The organism is Neisseria macacae ATCC 33926 (assembly GCF_022749495.1).
Lineage (GTDB): Bacteria > Pseudomonadota > Gammaproteobacteria > Burkholderiales > Neisseriaceae > Neisseria > Neisseria macacae.
The window spans coordinates 1,970,955-1,988,511 of the sequence record NZ_CP094241.1; the positions used below are offsets into that span (position 1 = coordinate 1,970,955).

The 17,557-nt window shown below is 52.3% G+C and carries 13 protein-coding genes; 10 read left to right on the forward strand and 3 right to left on the reverse strand.

All coding sequences use genetic code 11. The annotated features are described in order from the left end of the window. Window positions 1-43 precede the first annotated feature (43 nt). Complete coding sequence (locus MON40_RS09495; protein WP_003777566.1) at window positions 44-1,165, reverse strand: porin; 1,122 nt, start codon at window positions 1,163-1,165, stop codon at window positions 44-46. Between the two features lie 499 nt (window positions 1,166-1,664). Here MON40_RS09495 and MON40_RS09500 point away from each other — a divergent pair, with 499 nt between their 5' ends. From MON40_RS09500 to MON40_RS09540, 8 genes are all read left to right on the forward strand, one after another. After that, complete coding sequence (locus MON40_RS09500) at window positions 1,665-2,801, forward strand: polyamine ABC transporter substrate-binding protein (protein WP_003759070.1); 1,137 nt, start codon at window positions 1,665-1,667, stop codon at window positions 2,799-2,801. A 591-nt stretch (window positions 2,802-3,392) separates the two neighbouring features. Further along, on the forward strand, window positions 3,393-5,708 hold the full coding sequence (locus tag MON40_RS09510) for a NosR/NirI family protein (RefSeq protein WP_003777563.1): 2,316 nt from the start codon (window positions 3,393-3,395) through the stop codon (window positions 5,706-5,708). Window positions 5,709-5,828: 120 nt separating this feature from the next. Beyond that, a complete protein-coding gene (gene nosZ / locus MON40_RS09515) occupies window positions 5,829-7,799 on the forward strand; it encodes a TAT-dependent nitrous-oxide reductase (RefSeq protein ID WP_003759063.1) in 1,971 nt (656 codons plus the stop codon). Window positions 7,800-8,008: 209 nt separating this feature from the next. Then, a complete protein-coding gene (locus tag MON40_RS09520; RefSeq protein WP_003777561.1) occupies window positions 8,009-9,364 on the forward strand; it encodes a nitrous oxide reductase family maturation protein NosD in 1,356 nt (451 codons plus the stop codon). Next, complete coding sequence (locus MON40_RS09525; RefSeq protein ID WP_003777559.1) at window positions 9,331-9,543, forward strand: hypothetical protein; 213 nt, start codon at window positions 9,331-9,333, stop codon at window positions 9,541-9,543. Before MON40_RS09520 ends, MON40_RS09525 begins: the two co-directional genes overlap by 34 nt. Before the next feature lie 96 nt (window positions 9,544-9,639). Then, the gene (locus MON40_RS09530) at window positions 9,640-10,536 is read left to right on the forward strand and encodes an ABC transporter ATP-binding protein (protein ID WP_003777556.1); all 897 of its coding nucleotides are present in this window, start codon (window positions 9,640-9,642) and stop codon (window positions 10,534-10,536) included. After that, a complete protein-coding gene (locus tag MON40_RS09535; RefSeq protein ID WP_003759052.1) occupies window positions 10,533-11,363 on the forward strand; it encodes an ABC transporter permease in 831 nt (276 codons plus the stop codon). Before MON40_RS09530 ends, MON40_RS09535 begins: the two co-directional genes overlap by 4 nt. Continuing rightward, window positions 11,360-11,854, forward strand: coding sequence for a nitrous oxide reductase accessory protein NosL (locus tag MON40_RS09540; protein WP_003759050.1), 495 nt, complete (start codon window positions 11,360-11,362; stop codon window positions 11,852-11,854). The genes MON40_RS09535 and MON40_RS09540 overlap by 4 nt, the downstream gene beginning before the upstream one ends. 245 nt (window positions 11,855-12,099) lie before the next feature. Here the strand turns inward: MON40_RS09540 and cysE are convergent, their stop codons facing one another. Then, window positions 12,100-12,918, reverse strand: coding sequence for a serine O-acetyltransferase (gene cysE / locus MON40_RS09545; protein ID WP_003768130.1), 819 nt, complete (start codon window positions 12,916-12,918; stop codon window positions 12,100-12,102). A gap of 171 nt (window positions 12,919-13,089) precedes the next feature. Here cysE and grpE point away from each other — a divergent pair, with 171 nt between their 5' ends. After that, entirely contained in the window at window positions 13,090-13,653 is a 564-nt protein-coding gene (gene grpE / locus MON40_RS09550) for a nucleotide exchange factor GrpE (RefSeq protein ID WP_009311594.1), read from the forward strand. A 303-nt stretch (window positions 13,654-13,956) separates the two neighbouring features. After that, complete coding sequence (gene dnaK / locus MON40_RS09555) at window positions 13,957-15,888, forward strand: molecular chaperone DnaK (RefSeq protein WP_003777552.1); 1,932 nt, start codon at window positions 13,957-13,959, stop codon at window positions 15,886-15,888. Window positions 15,889-16,246: 358 nt separating this feature from the next. On the opposite strand, the gene alr is transcribed toward dnaK, so the two are convergent. Continuing rightward, the gene (alr, locus tag MON40_RS09560; RefSeq protein WP_003777550.1) at window positions 16,247-17,305 is read right to left on the reverse strand and encodes an alanine racemase; all 1,059 of its coding nucleotides are present in this window, start codon (window positions 17,303-17,305) and stop codon (window positions 16,247-16,249) included. Window positions 17,306-17,557 lie beyond the last annotated feature (252 nt).

A 17,557-nucleotide genomic window follows, 5' to 3' on the forward strand; every position in this document is an offset into this window, starting at 1 on the left:
TTCAGACGACCTCTTCTATTTTCTGACTATCCGTACCGCTTCATTAGAACTTATGAACCATGCCCAAAGAAACGGCTTTTTGTTCAACAGAACCTGTTTGAGTCGGCGTCAGGCGGGTTTTGCTGCCCAGTTTCATATAGCCGGCATGAGCAAGCATCGAAGTACGTTTGCTGAATTTGTAGGAGGTACCAACTACAACTTGGTCGAATTTATCGACCAGTTTTTCGCCGCTATTCACGCCTTTTGCCGCCCAGCCGTGGGCGTAAGTGAGGCGAGGAGTCAGGTTGCCGAAGGTATAACCCACGGTAACGGCTGCATCGGTAACTTTGACGGCTTCATTTTTACCGGCATCGGCAGTAATGTCAGTGCCTTTGTACGTATTGAAATCATCGGTAAAGTAACCCAGATATTTATTTGCGCTTTCATGGCCTTTGGTATATTGCGCACCTACGCCGACAAACAGGTTGTTTTTGTCGTAGTAACTCTCGATTTTAGCGATTTGCGCGGCTTTGGTTTTACCGTTCTTGTCGGTGTATGCACCTTTGTAATGGCCGTAGGCAAGATTGGTGGTGAAACCGCTGTTTTCATAAGTCAAACCGGCGGTATATTGCTCTTTGCTGGGTTGTTCGTGCTTATATTTGTCATCTGGATTGCGGTTGTCGCGCGGCGCGTAGGACGCATTGAACTTGAACCCGCCGAACGAAGGGCTGTCGTAGCGCACGGATGTGGTGCGCACACCGGTGCGGGTGTTGATGCCCAAACCCATCGCGTTGGTTTTATACAACCACGGGTCGATGGTATCCATCTCGTTGAGCATATTGTTCATATTGCCGACGCGGACCTTACCGAACTTGCCTTCCAAGCCGATGAAGGAATCGCGGTTGCCGAAACGCTGGCTGTTGGATTCGCCCAAAATGGAAGTACGCTGTTCCACCTGCCAGATGGCTTTGAGGTCGTCTGAGAGTTTTTCGCTGCCTTTGAAGCCGATGCGCGAGGTATTGTCATTGATACGGGTCGCGGTCGCGCTTTTTTCCGTACCTTCGTTACCTTTGATTTTCACCTGTCCGGAGGTGATGGTGCTTTTGACTTGTCCGTACAGGACAACTTCGGCGGATGCTGCAAAAGGTAGGGCTGCTGCGGTTAAAGTAATCAATATTTTCTTCATGAGTCCTCCTCGAATTTTAAAATTGAGTAAAAATACCAAACTCAATCATAATGATTTATGGATTATTAGACAACTCTTTTTATCTTGAGAAAAATTATTATTTATTTCAAATATAATTTGCATTTCAACAACACGATATCGTAGGAATCTTTAATATTCATCCTTTCTGCAATTTTGTTGGCACAATCCCTATTTTTCCCTTGCCTCAAGATTGAAAATAAGGCAAGTGCAACTTTTTTCAGACGACCTTTTCGGGTCGTCTGAATATTTTTTTGTTTATGAAGAAAACCATAGCGGAAAGCAATGAAAAAACGAAGAAATTTTCCCATCTAAACTATTGCGCCGACAGGGATTTTGCCGTTTAATGCGAACCTGCTGAATCAAGGGCCCGAGGCATATGCCGGCCGCCCCCACAGTTAACCTTTTGTATGCGGACAGTCTGCGCTTGACTGACTGCCGCCGCTGCAACAATCCCCCCTTCCACAAAAGGACTGTACCCATGAAAAAAATTTCAATGGCGGCGGCACTCATCGGCCTCGTCTTGACTGCATGTAGCGGCGGCCAACAAACCGCCGCAGAATCTTCCGCACCTTCTTCCCATACCGCCTCCGACAAGCTCAATATCTACAACTGGTCGGACTACGTCGACCCCGCCACGCTTGAAGCGTTCGAAAAAAATACGCATATCAACGTCCGCTACGACTACTACGACAGCAACGAAGCCCTCGAAGCCAAGCTTTTGACCGGCAAATCCGGTTACGACCTCGTTGCACCGTCCATTGCCAACGTCGGACGCCAAATCAAAGCCGGCGCGTATCAAAAAATCGACAAAAGCCAAATCCCGAACTACGCCAATATCGATGCCGACCTGCTTGCCATGATGGCAAAAGTCGATCCGGGCAACCAATACGCAGTCCCTTATTTCTGGGGCATCAACACGCTCGCCATCAACAAAAAACTGGTTCAAAAAGCCTTAGGGACGGAGCAATTGCCCGAAAACGAATGGGATTTGGTGTTCAATCCCGAATACACCAAAAAGCTGAAATCCTGCGGTATCAGCTATTTTGACAGCGCCATCGAACAAATCCCGCTCGCGCTGCATTATTTGGGCAAAGACCCGAATACCGAAAACCCCGACGACATCAAAGCCGCCGTCAACATGATGAAAAAAGTGCGTCCCGACATCAAACGCTTCACTTCGTCAGGCTATATTGACGATATGGCGGCGGGCAATCTTTGCGTTTCAGTCGGTTACGGCGGCGATTTGAACATCGCCAAAACACGCGCGCAAGAAGCGAAGAACGGCGTCGAAATCGAAGTGTTAGCACCCAAAAGCGGCGTCGGCATCTGGGTGGATTCCCTGATGATTCCGCGCGATGCCCAAAACACCGCCAATGCGCATAAATACATCAACCACACGCTCGATCCCGAAGTCGCGGCGCAAAACGGCAATTTCGTTACCTACGCCCCCGCCAGCCGCCCTGCCCGCGCATTGATGGACGCAAAATATACCGGCGATGCGTCTATCTTCCCGACCAAGGAATTGATGGATAAAAGTTTCATCGTATCGCCCAAATCAACAGATGCAAGCCGCCTGAGCGTCCGCCTGTGGCAATCGTTGAAAGCAGGCAAATAGCCGTTTGATGCGTTGGAAATATAAGGTCGTCTGAAAATCAAATTTGGTTTTCAGACGACCTTTTTTACTGCTATAGAACAAATTTAAAGATTATAGTGGATTAACTTTAAACCAGTACGGCGTTGCCTCGCCTTAGCTCAAAGAGAACGATTCTCTAAGGTGCTGAAGCACCAAGTGAATCGGTTCCGTACTATCTGTACTGTCTGCGGCTTCGTCGCCTTGTCCTGATTTAAAGTTAATCCACTATATTCAATAAACCGCAACTTGAAAAACAAATCAGTGCCGCATTACCTGTGCCATGTACAGATTGCGATTGCCATCCTATATCGAAAACATATTAATACACCACAAAACCCAAAATTATTTAATCACCCGGTTTTCTATTCCATTAGCAACAAAATTAGAGCCATCTCCACATAATCACAAAGTATTACTTACCGTTAAAACCAGGTTTTAAGATTTGTAAATTTGACATAGGTCAAATTATTGCAAATAATGGATTCATATAATATTAATGTTTAGAGTATCGAATAATCGGGAACAGCCATGTCCTGCCTAAAAACGAAACACACATCAGGCATCTTGAATACGATGCTGGCGATGTTTTCCGTATTTGTCCTATTGTTTTCGACACTGCCCGCTTACGCCGAGCGTTTGCCTGACTTTTTGTCAAAAGTCCAGCCTTCGGAAATTTTTCCGGGTGCAGACCGTTATGGCAAGCCTGAAGGCAAGCCTATGGTTGCCCGTGTTTATAAGGGCAACGAGCAGTTGGGTTTGGTGTATATCACGACGGACGTGGTCAATACGCGCGGCTATTCGAGCAAACCGATTGATACGATGATGGCTTTGGCCAACGATGGAACGATCGCCGGAGCGAAGCTGGTCGATCACCATGAGCCGATTATGCTTATTGGTATCCCGCAATCGCGTGTGGATAAATTCATCAATAAGTATATCGGTTTGAATTTTATTAAAAATCCACCTACTCCGGGTGTTGCACCCGGGGACATCATCAGCGGCGCGACCGTTACGCTGATGGTGATTAACGACAGTATCCAGCGTTCGTTCAAAGTTGTTGCCGGTAAATATGGTTTGGGCACTGACAAAGCCGTTCAGACGACCTCCGCCAATGCTGCGGATACGCAACAGGCTGCTGCCCCTGCGGCACAAACCCGACCTCGCCGCGCTGTCAACCCTGACAAACAGGACATCCAATCTTGGAATGCGCTGCTGGAACAAAAAGCCATCGGTCATCTGCACATTACTGTTGATGAAATTAACAAGCTGTTTGAAAAAGGCGGCAAAGCAGGTGTTGCCGAACACGCCGAACAAGGCGCAGGCGACGATACCTTTATCGATTTGTACACAGCCGTAGTCAGCCAGCCTTCCATCGGCAAAAGCCTGCTGGGCGAGGAAGGTTGGAAAAACCTGCAAAACCGTCTGCAACCGGGTCAACAAGCTGTCTTGGTTGCCGGTGAAGGCCGTTATTCTTGGAAAGGTTCGGGCTATGTCCGCGGCGGTATTTTCGATCGTATCGAGATGATTCAAGGCGAAAACAGCTTCCGCTTTACCGACGCGCAACACGAACGCTTGGTTGATTTGGCAGCCGAAGGTGCGCCCCACTTTAAAGAAGTATCTTGGTTTACGATTCCCGAAGGTGTGGAATTCGATGCTGCCGAACCTTGGCGTTTGCAGTTGATGGTTCAACGCGTATTGAGCGTAAACGACAAAGCGTTCGTAACCGCCGATTTGGATTACGAGCTGCCTCAAGGTTACTATGTCGATGATCCGAAAGCACCGCCCGTCGAAATCAGCGCACCTGTCGAACCGGCAGCCGCTCCTGCCGCCGACCAAGCCTCAGACACCAAAGGCATAGCCGAAGAAGCCTCTGAAGCCTCTTCAAACGACGGTGCGTCCAACCAACTCTGGAAACAGGTGTGGAAAGCGAAACAGGGACAAATCGCCGTAGTCGGCATCGCCTTGACCATCCTGCTTTTGGTCTTCCTGTTCCAAGACTGGATTGTCCGCTACGAGAAATGGTACGACCGCTTCCGCCTGGTATTCCTGACATTTACCCTGTTCTATATCGGTTGGTACGCTCAGGCGCAACTGTCGGTCGTCAATACGCTGACACTGTTCTCCGCCATCCTGACCGAATTCCGTTGGGACTTCTTCCTGATGGATCCGATTGTGTTCATCCTGTGGCTGTTTACCGCCGCAACCATGCTGCTGTGGAACCGCGGTACATTCTGCGGCTGGCTCTGCCCCTTCGGTTCGCTGCAAGAGTTGACCAACCGTATCGCCAAAAAATTGGGCGTGAAACAGATTACCGTGCCGCACCTGCTGCACACGCGCCTGACTGCGATTAAATACGTCATTTTCTTCGCACTGTTGGCAATTTCCCTGTACGATTTGGGTACGGCGGAAAAATTCGCAGAGGTAGAACCCTTTAAAACGGCAATTATTTTGAAATTCGTCCGCGAATGGTGGTTTGTCGCGTTTGCCGTTACCCTTTTGGTTGCCGGCCTGTTTATCGAACGCTTCTTCTGCCGCTATCTGTGCCCATTGGGCGCGGGTATCGCCCTACCCGGCCGCTTCCGCGTATTCGACTGGCTTCGCCGCTACAAAATGTGCGGCAACCCTTGCCAAATCTGTACGCACGAATGCCCCGTTCAGGCGATTGCACCGGAAGGCGACATCCATCCGAACGAATGTATCCAGTGCCTGCACTGCCAAGTCATGTATCACCATGACACACGTTGCCCGCAAGTTGTAGCAACCAACAAGAAAAAACAAAAACAGGCGGCGGCAAAAGCCGACCCCGAAACCGCATCTGCAAAACAGCAGCCTGGGGAGCAGGTTGTGCAGTTTGTGAAAAAAGAAACCGCCCCTAAAGCCGGCGAATAATCTGAAACCCTAAAGAAATACCGGGTCAACCGTACCCACACTTATAAACATAAATACGTTTTTTCAATCGGCAGGTCGTCTGAAAACGCCGGCTGCCGAATTTTATCCAAGGAGTGTTGTATGTCAGACGAAAAATTAGAACAAAACGGCTTAAGCCGTCGTTCATTCTTAGGTACTGCCGCCGTTTCAGGCGCAGGTATTGCCGGCGCCGGTCTGTTGGGTTTGGCGGGCTGTTCCAAAGAGGGTGGCGATAAAGCCGCCGCTTCAGGTGCTGCGCCTGCCGCCAAAACCGAGTCTCATGCCTCTGCCGAACCGGGCAAACAGACTTCCGAAGTCGGTCCGGGCGAACTCGACCAATACTACGGCTTCCTCTCCGGCGGCCAATCGGGCGAAATGCGCTTGATCGGCGTACCTTCCATGCGCGAACTGATGCGTATCCCCGTGTTCAACATGGACAGCGCGACCGGTTGGGGCCGTACCAACGAGAGCCTGCGTATTTTGAATGAAAAAAATACGCCGGAAACCAACCAGTTCCTGAAAGACAGCGGCCTGCGCTGCTACCCTAACGGCGACTTGCACCACCCTCACTTGTCGTTTACCGACCAAACTTACGACGGCCGCTACGCGTATGCCAACGACAAAGCAAACAACCGCGTTTGCCGCGTCCGCCTGGACTTCATGAAAACCGACAAAATCACCGAAATCCCTAACGTTTCCGGTGTACACGGTCTGCGTCCGCAACGTTATCCGAAAACCGGCTATGTCTTTGCCAACGGCGAACACATCGTACCGGTAAGCGGCGTGGGTACTTGGAACGACGCCAAAACTTGGAATGCCGTTTATACCGCCATTGACGGCGAAACCATGGACATCGCATGGCAAGTATTGGTGGACGGCAACTTGGACAACGGCGATGCCGACTACCAAGGCAAATACTCCTTCTCCACTTGCTACAACTCCGAACGTGCCCTGACCGTACAAGGTGCTTCTTCCAACGAGCAAGACTGGTGCGTCGTCTTCAATCTTGCCGCCATCGAAGAAGGCATCAAAAAAGGCGACTTCAAAGAAGTCAACGGCGTGAAAATGCTGGACGGCCGCGCAGAAGCCAATTCCCCTTACACCCGCTACATCCCCGTGCCGAACTCTCCGCACGGCTGTAACGCTTCCCCTGACGGTAAATACATCATGCTCAACGGTAAACTGTCTCCGACCGTTACTGTATTGGACGTCAGCAAACTGGACGATTTGTTCGCCGGCAAAATCAAAGAGCGCGACGTGGTTGTCGCCGAACCCCAACTGGGTCTCGGTCCTTTACACACCGCGTTTGACGGCCGCGGCAACGCCTACACCACGCTGTTTATCGACAGCCAAATGGTTAAATGGAACATCGACGACGCCATCAAAGCCTACAAAGGCGAAAAAGTGGATCCGATCAAACAGAAACTCGACGTCCACTACCAACCCGGCCACAACCATACGACCATGGGCGAAACCAAGGAAGCCGACGGCAAATGGCTGGTATCTTTGAACAAATTCTCCAAAGACCGCTTCCTCAACGCCGGCCCGCTGAAACCGGAATGCGACCAGTTGATCGACATTTCCGGCGACGAAATGCGCCTGGTACACGACAACCCGACCTTTGCCGAACCGCATGACCTGTGTCTGGTTGCCGCTTCCAAAGTCAACCCGAAAAAAACCTGGGACCGCAAAGACCCATGGTTCTGGCAAGACGCTGTGGAACAGGCGAAAAAAGACGGTGTCGAGCTGGAAAAAGCCGCCAAAGTCATCCGCGAGGGCAACAAAGTCCGCGTATACATGACTGCCGTTGCGCCTGCGTACAGCATCCCGCAATTCGAAGTCAACCAAGGCGACGAAGTAACCGTATATGTGACCAACGTCGAAACCATCGAAGACTTGACCCACGGCTTCACTTTGGAAGGCTACGGCATCGCCATGGAAATCGGCCCGCAAGCTACCCAATCGGTAACCTTCAAAGCCGTCCGTCCGGGCGTACACTGGTACTACTGCCAATGGTTCTGCCACGCCCTGCACATGGAAATGTCCGGTCAAATGATCGTTAAACCCCGATAATCGGGTTTGACGGTTTATCACTGACTTAACGGAAAGGTCGTCTGAAAAAACTTTCAGGTCTTAGCGAAACCCGCTGCCCTCGTTTTCAGACGACCTTTTATAGCAGAACCGTTTGGACGCAACAGACTGTTCCGCTATAAAACAAAAACACGGCCCTCACAGGCAGGCATCACCGTGCCGACGCACACCGCACGAATCAGAGGAACTCCATGCACACACCCCAATTCAAAACATGGCGACGCGCTGTCCTGGCATTTATGTTCGGCGGCATGATTCAGACGACCTTTGCAGCCACCATCGACGTTTCCCCTACCGACAACCTCCCCGAAGTCATCGCGCGCGCGCAGGCAGGCGATACGCTCAAGCTCGCCTCCGGTACTTACAAAACTAAACTGCTTATCGACAAACCCATCACCATCGAAGGCCCTGCCGACCGCTCCGCCAAAATCGAAGGCGACCGCACCGGCCGCACCATTGCCGTCATCGCCCCCGACGTTACCCTGCGCAACCTCACCGTCACCCGTTCCGGTATGAGCCTGCCCGCCATGGATGCCGGCATCTACCTCGAAGAAACCGCCCCCCGCGCCTTAATCGAATACAACAACATCCTCGACAACTCCGTCGGCGTGTATATCCACGGCTCTGCCGAATCCATGGTGCGCGAGAACAAAATCGTCGGCGACTCCACCCTGCGCGTCAACGAACGCGGCAACGGCGTAACCGTCTGGAACGCCCCCGGCGCGCAAGTCGTCAGCAACGACATTTCCAAAGGCCGCGACGGCATTTTCTCCAACACCAGCAAAAACAACACCTATAAAAACAACCGCTTCAGCAACCTGCGTTTCGCCGTCCACTACATGTACACCAACGACAGCGAAGTCAGCGGCAACATTTCCGTCGGCAATAACATGGGCTACGTTTTGATGTTTTCCGACCGCCTCAACGTATACGGCAACATCGCCGTCGGCAGCCGCGACCAAGGCATCATGCTCAACTACGTCAACTATTCCGACATCCACGACAACATCATCAACAAAGCCGGCAAATGCGTTTTCGCCTACAACGCCAACTACAACAAAATCGTCGCCAACCATTTTGAAAACTGCCAAATCGGCATCCACTTCACCGCCGCCATCGAAGGCACCACCCTTTCCGACAACGCCTTCATCAACAACGAAAGCCAAGTCAAATACGTCAGCACACGTTTTCTTGACTGGGGCGAAGGCGGACGCGGCAACTACTGGAGCGACAACAGCGCGTTCGACCTCGACGGCGACGGCTTCGGCGACAGCGCGTACCGCCCCAACGGCATCATTGACCAAATCATCTGGCGCGCGCCCGTTTCCCGCCTCCTGATGAACAGCCCCGCCATCAGCATCGTCAAATGGGCGCAATCGCAATTCCCCGCCATCCTTCCCGGCGGCGTGATCGACAGCAAACCGCTGATGAAGGCGGGTAGCAACAAAACCACCACCAAATACGAAGCCATGAAAGAACAACTGTTGCAAGAAGCCAAAACCCATCAGTCCGAATGGAGCGATGCCGAAAACGGCTCATTGAACTAAGCGGAACCGGCAAACACGCCCCGCAAGGTCGTCTGAAAACTTTTCAGACGACCTTAAAACCCCGCCGCAGCAAGGTTTTGCCCCTCATTGCCGTACTGACGGGCATCCGCCGCAAATACGGTGCAACCCGCAACGCAGGCAACAGTCAAAAACGCCGCCCCATAACAAACGTCGTCTGAAACCCTTCTCCCTTTTTCAGACGACCCCATACAAAGAACGCCCTTTTCAGACGACCCTCAACGTCGTCTGAAACCCATCCACACAAGGAAGCACTCATGAGCGCACACCATGTCGAATTGAGAAACGTAACCAAACGCTTCGGCGCACAAAAAGCCGTCAACCAAGTCGATTTAGTCTTGAAGGCGGGCGAAAGTGTCGGTCTTGCCGGACACAACGGCGCAGGCAAGTCCACGCTCATCAAACTGATACTCGGGCTGATTACCCCCACCGAGGGCGAAGTCATGCTGCTGGGCGAGCGCACCGGCAGCAAAGCGGGCGCGCAGTTGCGCAGCCAAATCGGCTATCTGCCCGAAACCGTCGCCCTGCACCCTTCCCTCAGCGGCATCGAAACCCTCAATTTCTACGCCAAACTCAAAAAACAGCCGCTCACCAAAAACCACGAACTCCTCGAACGCGTCGGCATTTCCCAAGCCGCCCGCCGCCGCGTCGGCACCTACTCCAAAGGCATGCGCCAACGCCTCGCCCTCGCCCAAGCGCTGCTGGGCGAACCCAAAGTATTGCTGTTTGACGAGCCCACCACAGGCCTCGACCCCGCCTCGCGCCAAATGTTTTACGAAGTCGTGCGCGAACTCAACGGACGCGGCGCCACCGTCCTCCTCAGTACCCACGCCCTCGCCGAACTCGACGGCCACGCCGACCGCATCGTCGTCATGAAAAACGGTGTCAAAGTCGCCGACGGCAGCATGGACGAGCTGCACGTCCAAAGCGGACTCCCCCTCACCGTCAACATCCGCCTCAAATCCCCGCGTCCGTTAAGCGAACGCTGGCAGCCGCTTTCAGACGACCTCAGCTATCAGGCGCAATGTCAGGCTGAAGAACGCATGGCATTACTCAGCGAACTGGGCAACCTGTCCGACCTCGCCTACCTCGACATCCACACACCCACACTCGACGACATGTACGCACAATTCTTAAAAAGGGAGGACGTATGAACCCCGTTTGGATTATCACCGGAAAAGAAGTCCGCGACAGCCTGCGCAACCGCTGGGTACTCGCCGCCTCCGTCCTGCTCGCCGCCCTCGCCCTCTCATTGGGCTTCCTCGGCAGCTCGCCGACAGGCTCGGTTAAAGTCGATCCGCTGACCGTAACCGTCGTCAGCCTCTCCAGCCTGTCCATCTTCCTGATCCCGCTCATCGCCATGCTCCTCTCCTACGATTCCCTCATCGGCGAAATCGAACGCGGCACTATGGCGCTGCTGTTGAGCTACCCCGTTTCCCGCAACCAAATCCTTGCCGGAAAATTCATCGGACACCTCATCATCCTCGCCCTTGCCACCACCGCAGGCTACGGAATCGCGGGCATCACGCTCCAACTCGCCAACGGCAGCTTCGACATCGCCGCGTGGAAACCCTTTGCCCTGCTGATTGCCGCCAGCGTCATTTTGGGCGCCGCATTCCTGTCCATGGGCTACCTCATCAGCGCGAAAGTGAAAGAACGCGGCACCGCCGCCGGTATCGCCATCGGCGTTTGGCTGTTTTTCGTCGTCATCTTCGACATGGCGCTTTTGGGCATCCTCGTCGCCGATACCCAGCAAACAATCACCGCACCCGTCGTCGAAACCGTCCTCCTTTTCAACCCCACCGACATCTACCGCCTGCTCAACCTGACCGGTTACGAGAACACCGCCATGTACGCAGGCATGGCAGGTTTGAGCGAACAAATCAGCCTGACCATGCCCGTATTGCTGACCGCGCAGATATTATGGGTTATTATTCCCCTTATCTTGGCAGCAAGAATTTTTGGAAAGCGACAAATATGAAAAAGATTTTACCTGCGCTCCTCGCCGCCCTGCTCCTGAGTGCCTGTCCCAAAGAGGATGACACCCCGCCGCCTGAGCCTCAGCAAATCAGCGACCGCGCCGTGGGGCACTATTGCAGCATGAACCTGACCGAACACAACGGCCCCAAAGCCCAAATCTACCTCAACGGCAAACCCGACCGCCCCGTTTGGTTCTCGACCATCAAGCAGATGTTCGGCTACACCAAGCTGCCCGAAGAGCCTAAAGGCATCCACGTCATCTACGTTACCGACATGGGCAAAGTCAAAGACTGGAGCAAACCCAATGCCGACACCGCATGGATAGACGGCAAGAAAGCCTATTACGTCATAGAAAGCGGCTTCATCGGCGGCATGGGTGCGGAAGACGCCCTCCCCTTCGCCGACAAAGCCCAAGCAGAGAAATTTGCCAAAGAAAAAGGCGGCCGCGTCGTCAGCTTCGACGAAATGCCCGATTCCTACATCTTCAAATAATCCCTTCTCATCAAAAAGGTCGTCTGAAAACCTTATCCATCAGGTTTTCAGACGACCTTTTTATATAGTGGATTAACTAAATCAGGACAAGGCGACGAAGCCGCAGACAGTACAGATAGTACGGAACCGATTCATTTGGTGCTTCAGCACCTTAGAGAATCGTTCTCTTTGAGCTAAGGCGAGGCAACGCCGTACTGGTTTAAAGTTAATCCACTATATCTGCGGTCTTAATCGGGCGATTCAGTTCAAATCACAAAATCCATCGCCGTTCCCTGCAAACTCTGGTCCATGTCTGCCGACGGGGTTTTGACCGAACGCCCCACCGGTTTGGCAGGCACGCCGACGACGGTGATTGACGACGGTACGTCCGCAACGACCACACTGCCTGCGCCAATTTTGGAATTGTCGCCGATGCGGATGTTGCCCAATATCGAAGCGTTCGCGCCAATCATCACGCCGTCGCCGATTTTCGGATGGCGGTCGCCGCTTTCCTTACCCGAGCCGCCGAGCGTTACGCCGTGCAGGATGGAAATATTGTTGCCCAACACGGCGGTTTCGCCGGCGACGAAACCGGTGGCGTGGTCGAGCATCAGCCCATGACCGAAACGGGCGGCGGGGTGAATATCGACGCCGAACACTTCCGACATACGGTTTTGCAGGAAATACGCCAGCGTTTTGCGGCCGTTTTGATAGAGCCAGTGGTTGATGCGGTGCGCCTGAATGGCGTGGAAACCTTTGAAATATAAAAGCGGCAGCGAATATTCGTCGCAGGCGGGGTCGCGTTCGTAAATGGCTTTCAAGTCGGCTTCGACGCAGTTGCTGATGCGCGCGTCGCTGCCCAATGCCTGCTGGTAAATTTCAAACAGGGCGCGTACGTCCATAATCGGGCTGCCGAGTTTGCTGGAAAGATGATAAGCAAGGACGGAATCGAGCGAATCGTGGCGCAATACGGTTTGGTGCAAAAAGCTCGCCAGCATCGGTTCGGCAGCGGCTGCGGCTGCGGTTTCTTCGCGGATGGTATGCCAGAGGTTGAAATCGGTTGTGTTCAGGTGGTCTTTTTTCATGTCGGGGGTCGTCTGAAAATAGGAAGGTATCGGCGTATCTTACCTTTTATCAACGATTTGCGATAGCGCATTGCGGAATATGCTTATGATGGTTTCCGTGTGCTTGAAGTTTTTTCAGACGACCTTATATAAAGTAGCATTCGATTCAAACCATTCCAAAGGATGCATGAAATGAGCGAACATCACGAACAATATCAACACGAAACCGAAGAGGCGGCAAACGCAGAAGCCGCCCAAGCCCCCAAAACCGAACAACCCGAAGCTACCGAACCGCCGACTTACGAAGAATTGCAGGCGCGTATCGCCGAGTTGGAAGGGCAGTTGAAAGACAGCGAACTGCGCGGTTTGGCGAACGAGCAAAACCTACGCCGCCGCCATCAACAGGAAATCGCCGATACGCACAAATTCGCCGGACAAAAATTCGCCGCCGAAATGCTGCCGGTCAAAGACTATCTCGAAATGGCGCTGCTCGACCAAAGCGGCAATTTCGACGCGCTGAAAATGGGCGTGCAAATGACGCTGAACGAATTGCAAAAAGCGTTTGACGCCACGCACATCAAAGAAATCAACCCGCAGCCCGGCGACAAACTCGACCCGCACCAACATCAAGCGATGCAGGCGGTCGTCAGCGAGCAAGAGCCGAACACCATCGTCAGCGTCATGAAAAAAGGCTACACCCTGTCCGACCGCGTATTACGTCCCGCGATGGTTGTCGTGGCGAAACAAGAATCCTGAAGGCACCGCTTGATAAAGTTTATCAAGCATAAAATTTTCAGACGACCCTTCCCCGTCCCTCAAGCCCCAATCCCGCTTTTGAAAAATCATTCCGATGATGCCCAATCGGAAAACAAAGACAAGGTCGTCTGAAAAACAAAATACCGTCCTGTGGATAAATAGTCTAGCTTGTTGAATTTTATATAAAAAAAATTTAAACAAAACCCTTGAAAAAATATCGGGCAACCTTATTTACAGGTCAACGGAACAAAATGTTCCACACAATTATTAATTTAGAAAAATCTTTTTAGGAGCAACATCAATATGGCAAAAGTAATCGGTATCGACTTAGGTACAACCAACTCTTGTGTATCCATCTCTGAAAACGGTCAAACCAAAGTTATTGAAAACGCAGAAGGCGCACGCACTACGCCGTCTGTCGTCGCTTATCTGGACGGCGGCGAAGTCCTCGTCGGCGCACCCGCCAAACGCCAAGCCGTAACCAACGCAAAAAACACCATCTACGCTGTCAAACGTTTGATCGGTCATAAATTCGAAGACAAAGAAGTCCAACGCGACATCGAATCCATGCCTTTCGAAATCATCAAAGCCAACAACGGCGACGCATGGGTGAAAGCGCAAGGCAAAGAGCTGTCTCCGCCACAAGTTTCCGCAGAAGTCCTGCGTAAAATGAAAGAAGCCGCCGAATCTTATTTGGGCGAAAAAGTAACCGAAGCCGTGATTACCGTTCCGGCCTACTTCAACGACAGCCAACGTCAAGCCACCAAAGACGCAGGCCGCATCGCCGGTTTGGACGTAAAACGCATCATCAACGAGCCGACCGCAGCTGCTTTGGCATTCGGTATGGACAAAGGCGACAACAAAGACCGCAAAGTAGCCGTATATGACTTGGGCGGCGGTACCTTCGATATTTCCATCATCGAAATCGCCAACCTCGACGGCGACAAACAATTCGAAGTATTGGCAACCAACGGCGACACTTTCTTGGGCGGCGAAGACTTCGACCAACGCCTCATCGACTACATCATCGCCGAGTTCAAAAAAGAACAAGGCATTGATTTGAAACAAGACGTGATGGCATTGCAACGTCTGAAAGAAGCTGCCGAAAAAGCCAAAATCGAATTGTCCAGCGGCCAGCAAACCGAAATCAATCTGCCGTACATCACCATGGACGCAACCGGCCCGAAACACTTGGCAATGAAAATTACCCGTGCCAAATTCGAAAGCCTCGTTGAAGACCTGATTGCCCGCTCTATCGAGCCTTGCCGCACCGCATTGAAAGATGCCGGTTTGAGCACCAGCGACATCGACGACGTAATTTTGGTCGGCGGTCAGTCCCGTATGCCGAAAGTACAAGAAGCCGTTAGAGACTTCTTTGGCAAAGAGCCGCGCAAAGACGTGAACCCTGACGAAGCCGTTGCCGTGGGCGCAGCGATTCAAGGCGAAGTATTGAGCGGCGGCCGCAGCGACGTATTGCTGCTGGACGTAACCCCTCTGTCTTTGGGTATCGAAACCATGGGCGGCGTGATGACCAAGCTGATTCAGAAGAACACCACTATCCCGACCAAAGCGTCGCAAGTGTTCTCTACTGCCGAAGACAACCAAAGCGCAGTAACTATCCATGTACTGCAAGGTGAGCGCGAACGCGCCTCCGCCAACAAATCTTTGGGTCAGTTCAACTTGGGCGACATTGCACCCGCACCGCGCGGCATGCCGCAAATCGAAGTCACCTTCGACATTGACGCCAACGGCATCCTGCACGTTTCCGCCAAAGACAAAGGCACCGGCAAAGCTGCTAACATTACCATCCAAGGTTCTTCAGGCTTGAGCGAAGAAGAAATCGAACGCATGGTGAAAGATGCCGAAGCCAATGCTGAGGAAGATAAAAAACTGACTGAATTGGTCGCTTCCCGCAACCAAGCCGAAGCCCTGATTCACTCCGTGAAAAAATCTTTGGCCGACTACGGCGACAAACTCGACGCAGCCGAGAAAGAAAAAATCGAAGCCGCGTTGAAAGAAGCCGAAGAAGCCGTGAAAGGCGACGACAAAGCCGCCATCGATGCCAAAGCCGAAGCACTGGGCGCAGCCAGCCAAAAACTGGGCGAAATGGTTTACGCGCAAGCGCAAGCCGAAGCCCAAGCAGGCGAAAGCGCACAAGCCGAACCGTCTTCCGCCAAGAAAGACGACGACGTGGTAGATGCCGACTTTGAAGAAGTAAAAGACGACAAGAAATAATTGAGGCCGTCTGAAAAAAGCGCGAATCGTAAGGTTCGCGCTTTTTGTTTTTTGCTTGATGTGATGTTTTCAGACGACCTCTTGGGATGCGGCATTTCCATTTAAAAGCAAAACGTATCCGACATCCTGCCTTATAGTGGATTAAATTTAAATCAGGACAAGGCGACGAAGCCGCAGACAGTACAGATAGTACGGAACCGATTCACTTGGTGCTTCAGCACCTTAGAGAATCGTTCTCTTTGAGCTAAGGCGAGGCAACGCCGTACCGGTTTACAGCTAATCCACTATAAAAACCAAAAGGTCGTCTGAAACCCAATACCATGATTTCAGACGACCTTTAAACAAAAACAATCTTGTCTTATTCCGAATATGTAAACTTCGCGCGCTTGACGTTGCAAAAAATTTCATACGGAATCATACCGGCAGCTTCGGCGACTTCGTTGATGTTGACAACATCGCCCCACAATTCGACTTCAGCACCCAAACCTTCTTGGGAAGCGTCGAGTTCGACGGTAATCATGTCCATAGACACCCTGCCGATGATGCGGCTGCGTTTACCTTCGACGGCAACAGGCGAATTGGTCGAGGCGCGGCGCGGATAACCGTCGGCGTAGCCGCAGGCAATCAGGCCGACGCGGGTGGATTTGCTGGTGTAAAACGTCGCGCCGTAACCGATGGGAGAATGGGGTTGCAGGACGCGTTCGCCGAATACGCGGGAAGTCAGGCGCATGACAGGCTTCAGGCGTTCGTCCACGCCGCCGAACGGAGAAATGCCGTAAAGCGCCAGACCGGCACGCCCCCAGTCGCGGCGCGCTTCAGGGACGTTCAAGATGGCGGCGGAGTTGGCGAGGCTTTCTTCGCCTTCCAAGCCTTCACATGCCAAATCAAAGGCTTCGAGCTGCATTTCGGTCATGCCGTTGTCGGGTTCGTCGGCGCAGGCAAAGTGGCTGAATTTGACGATGCCGTCGACGTGTTTGCATTGTTTCAGGGCGGTGTGGGCGGAAGTGTAATTGTGCGGGAAGAAGCCGGCACGATGCATACCGGAATCCATTTTGAGCCAGACTTTAACGGGATTTTGCCAATGATGGGCGATTAAGGCTTCGAGCTGCCACTGGCTGCCGACGCCCGGCCACAAATTGTATTGATCGACGGTAGCGTATTCCGCCGCTTCAAACACGCCTTCAAGCAATACGATGGGATTGGTAATGCCGCTCTCGCGCAATTCGACGGCTTCGTCCACGGTGGCGACGGCGAACCCATCGGCAATTTCAGACAATGCATGGGCGCACCGTACCGCGCCGTGCCCGTAAGCATCAGCTTTGATGACGGCAAGCATCTTGCCGCCGTGAATCTGTTTCAGGGTTTGATAATTGTGGCGCAGATTGTCCAAGCGGATTCGGGCATTTAATGGACGCATGATTTGTTCTTTCTGTTAATGAAGGTCGTCTGAAAATGGATATTTACGTTTTCAGACGACCTTAAAATATGGCTAATGCTTATAATTATAGGCTTAAAGACGCATTTTTTAAATATCCGATGCGCCCGCCCAACTAATTATCTTATTAATGGACAAGCATCAATCCGACTAACCTAAGATAAAAATCCCCAAATATTGGACATTTGAACGAATCGTCCAAACGAAGTTCTTGGTGCAAAAATACTTTTTGCA

What these genes read in the sequence shown, in the direction of transcription:
- MON40_RS09495 (WP_003777566.1), bottom strand. Translation starts at nt 1,165, where the DNA reads ATGAAGAAAATATTGATTACTTTAACCGCAGCAGCCCTACCTTTTGCA.
- MON40_RS09500 (WP_003759070.1), top strand. Translation starts at nt 1,665, where the DNA reads ATGAAAAAAATTTCAATGGCGGCGGCACTCATCGGCCTCGTCTTGACT.
- MON40_RS09510 (WP_003777563.1), top strand. Translation starts at nt 3,393, where the DNA reads ATGCTGGCGATGTTTTCCGTATTTGTCCTATTGTTTTCGACACTGCCC.
- nosZ (WP_003759063.1), top strand. Translation starts at nt 5,829, where the DNA reads ATGTCAGACGAAAAATTAGAACAAAACGGCTTAAGCCGTCGTTCATTC.
- MON40_RS09520 (WP_003777561.1), top strand. Translation starts at nt 8,009, where the DNA reads ATGCACACACCCCAATTCAAAACATGGCGACGCGCTGTCCTGGCATTT.
- MON40_RS09525 (WP_003777559.1), top strand. Translation starts at nt 9,331, where the DNA reads ATGGAGCGATGCCGAAAACGGCTCATTGAACTAAGCGGAACCGGCAAA.
- MON40_RS09530 (WP_003777556.1), top strand. Translation starts at nt 9,640, where the DNA reads ATGAGCGCACACCATGTCGAATTGAGAAACGTAACCAAACGCTTCGGC.
- MON40_RS09535 (WP_003759052.1), top strand. Translation starts at nt 10,533, where the DNA reads ATGAACCCCGTTTGGATTATCACCGGAAAAGAAGTCCGCGACAGCCTG.
- MON40_RS09540 (WP_003759050.1), top strand. Translation starts at nt 11,360, where the DNA reads ATGAAAAAGATTTTACCTGCGCTCCTCGCCGCCCTGCTCCTGAGTGCC.
- cysE (WP_003768130.1), bottom strand. Translation starts at nt 12,918, where the DNA reads ATGAAAAAAGACCACCTGAACACAACCGATTTCAACCTCTGGCATACC.
- grpE (WP_009311594.1), top strand. Translation starts at nt 13,090, where the DNA reads ATGAGCGAACATCACGAACAATATCAACACGAAACCGAAGAGGCGGCA.
- dnaK (WP_003777552.1), top strand. Translation starts at nt 13,957, where the DNA reads ATGGCAAAAGTAATCGGTATCGACTTAGGTACAACCAACTCTTGTGTA.
- alr (WP_003777550.1), bottom strand. Translation starts at nt 17,305, where the DNA reads ATGCGTCCATTAAATGCCCGAATCCGCTTGGACAATCTGCGCCACAAT.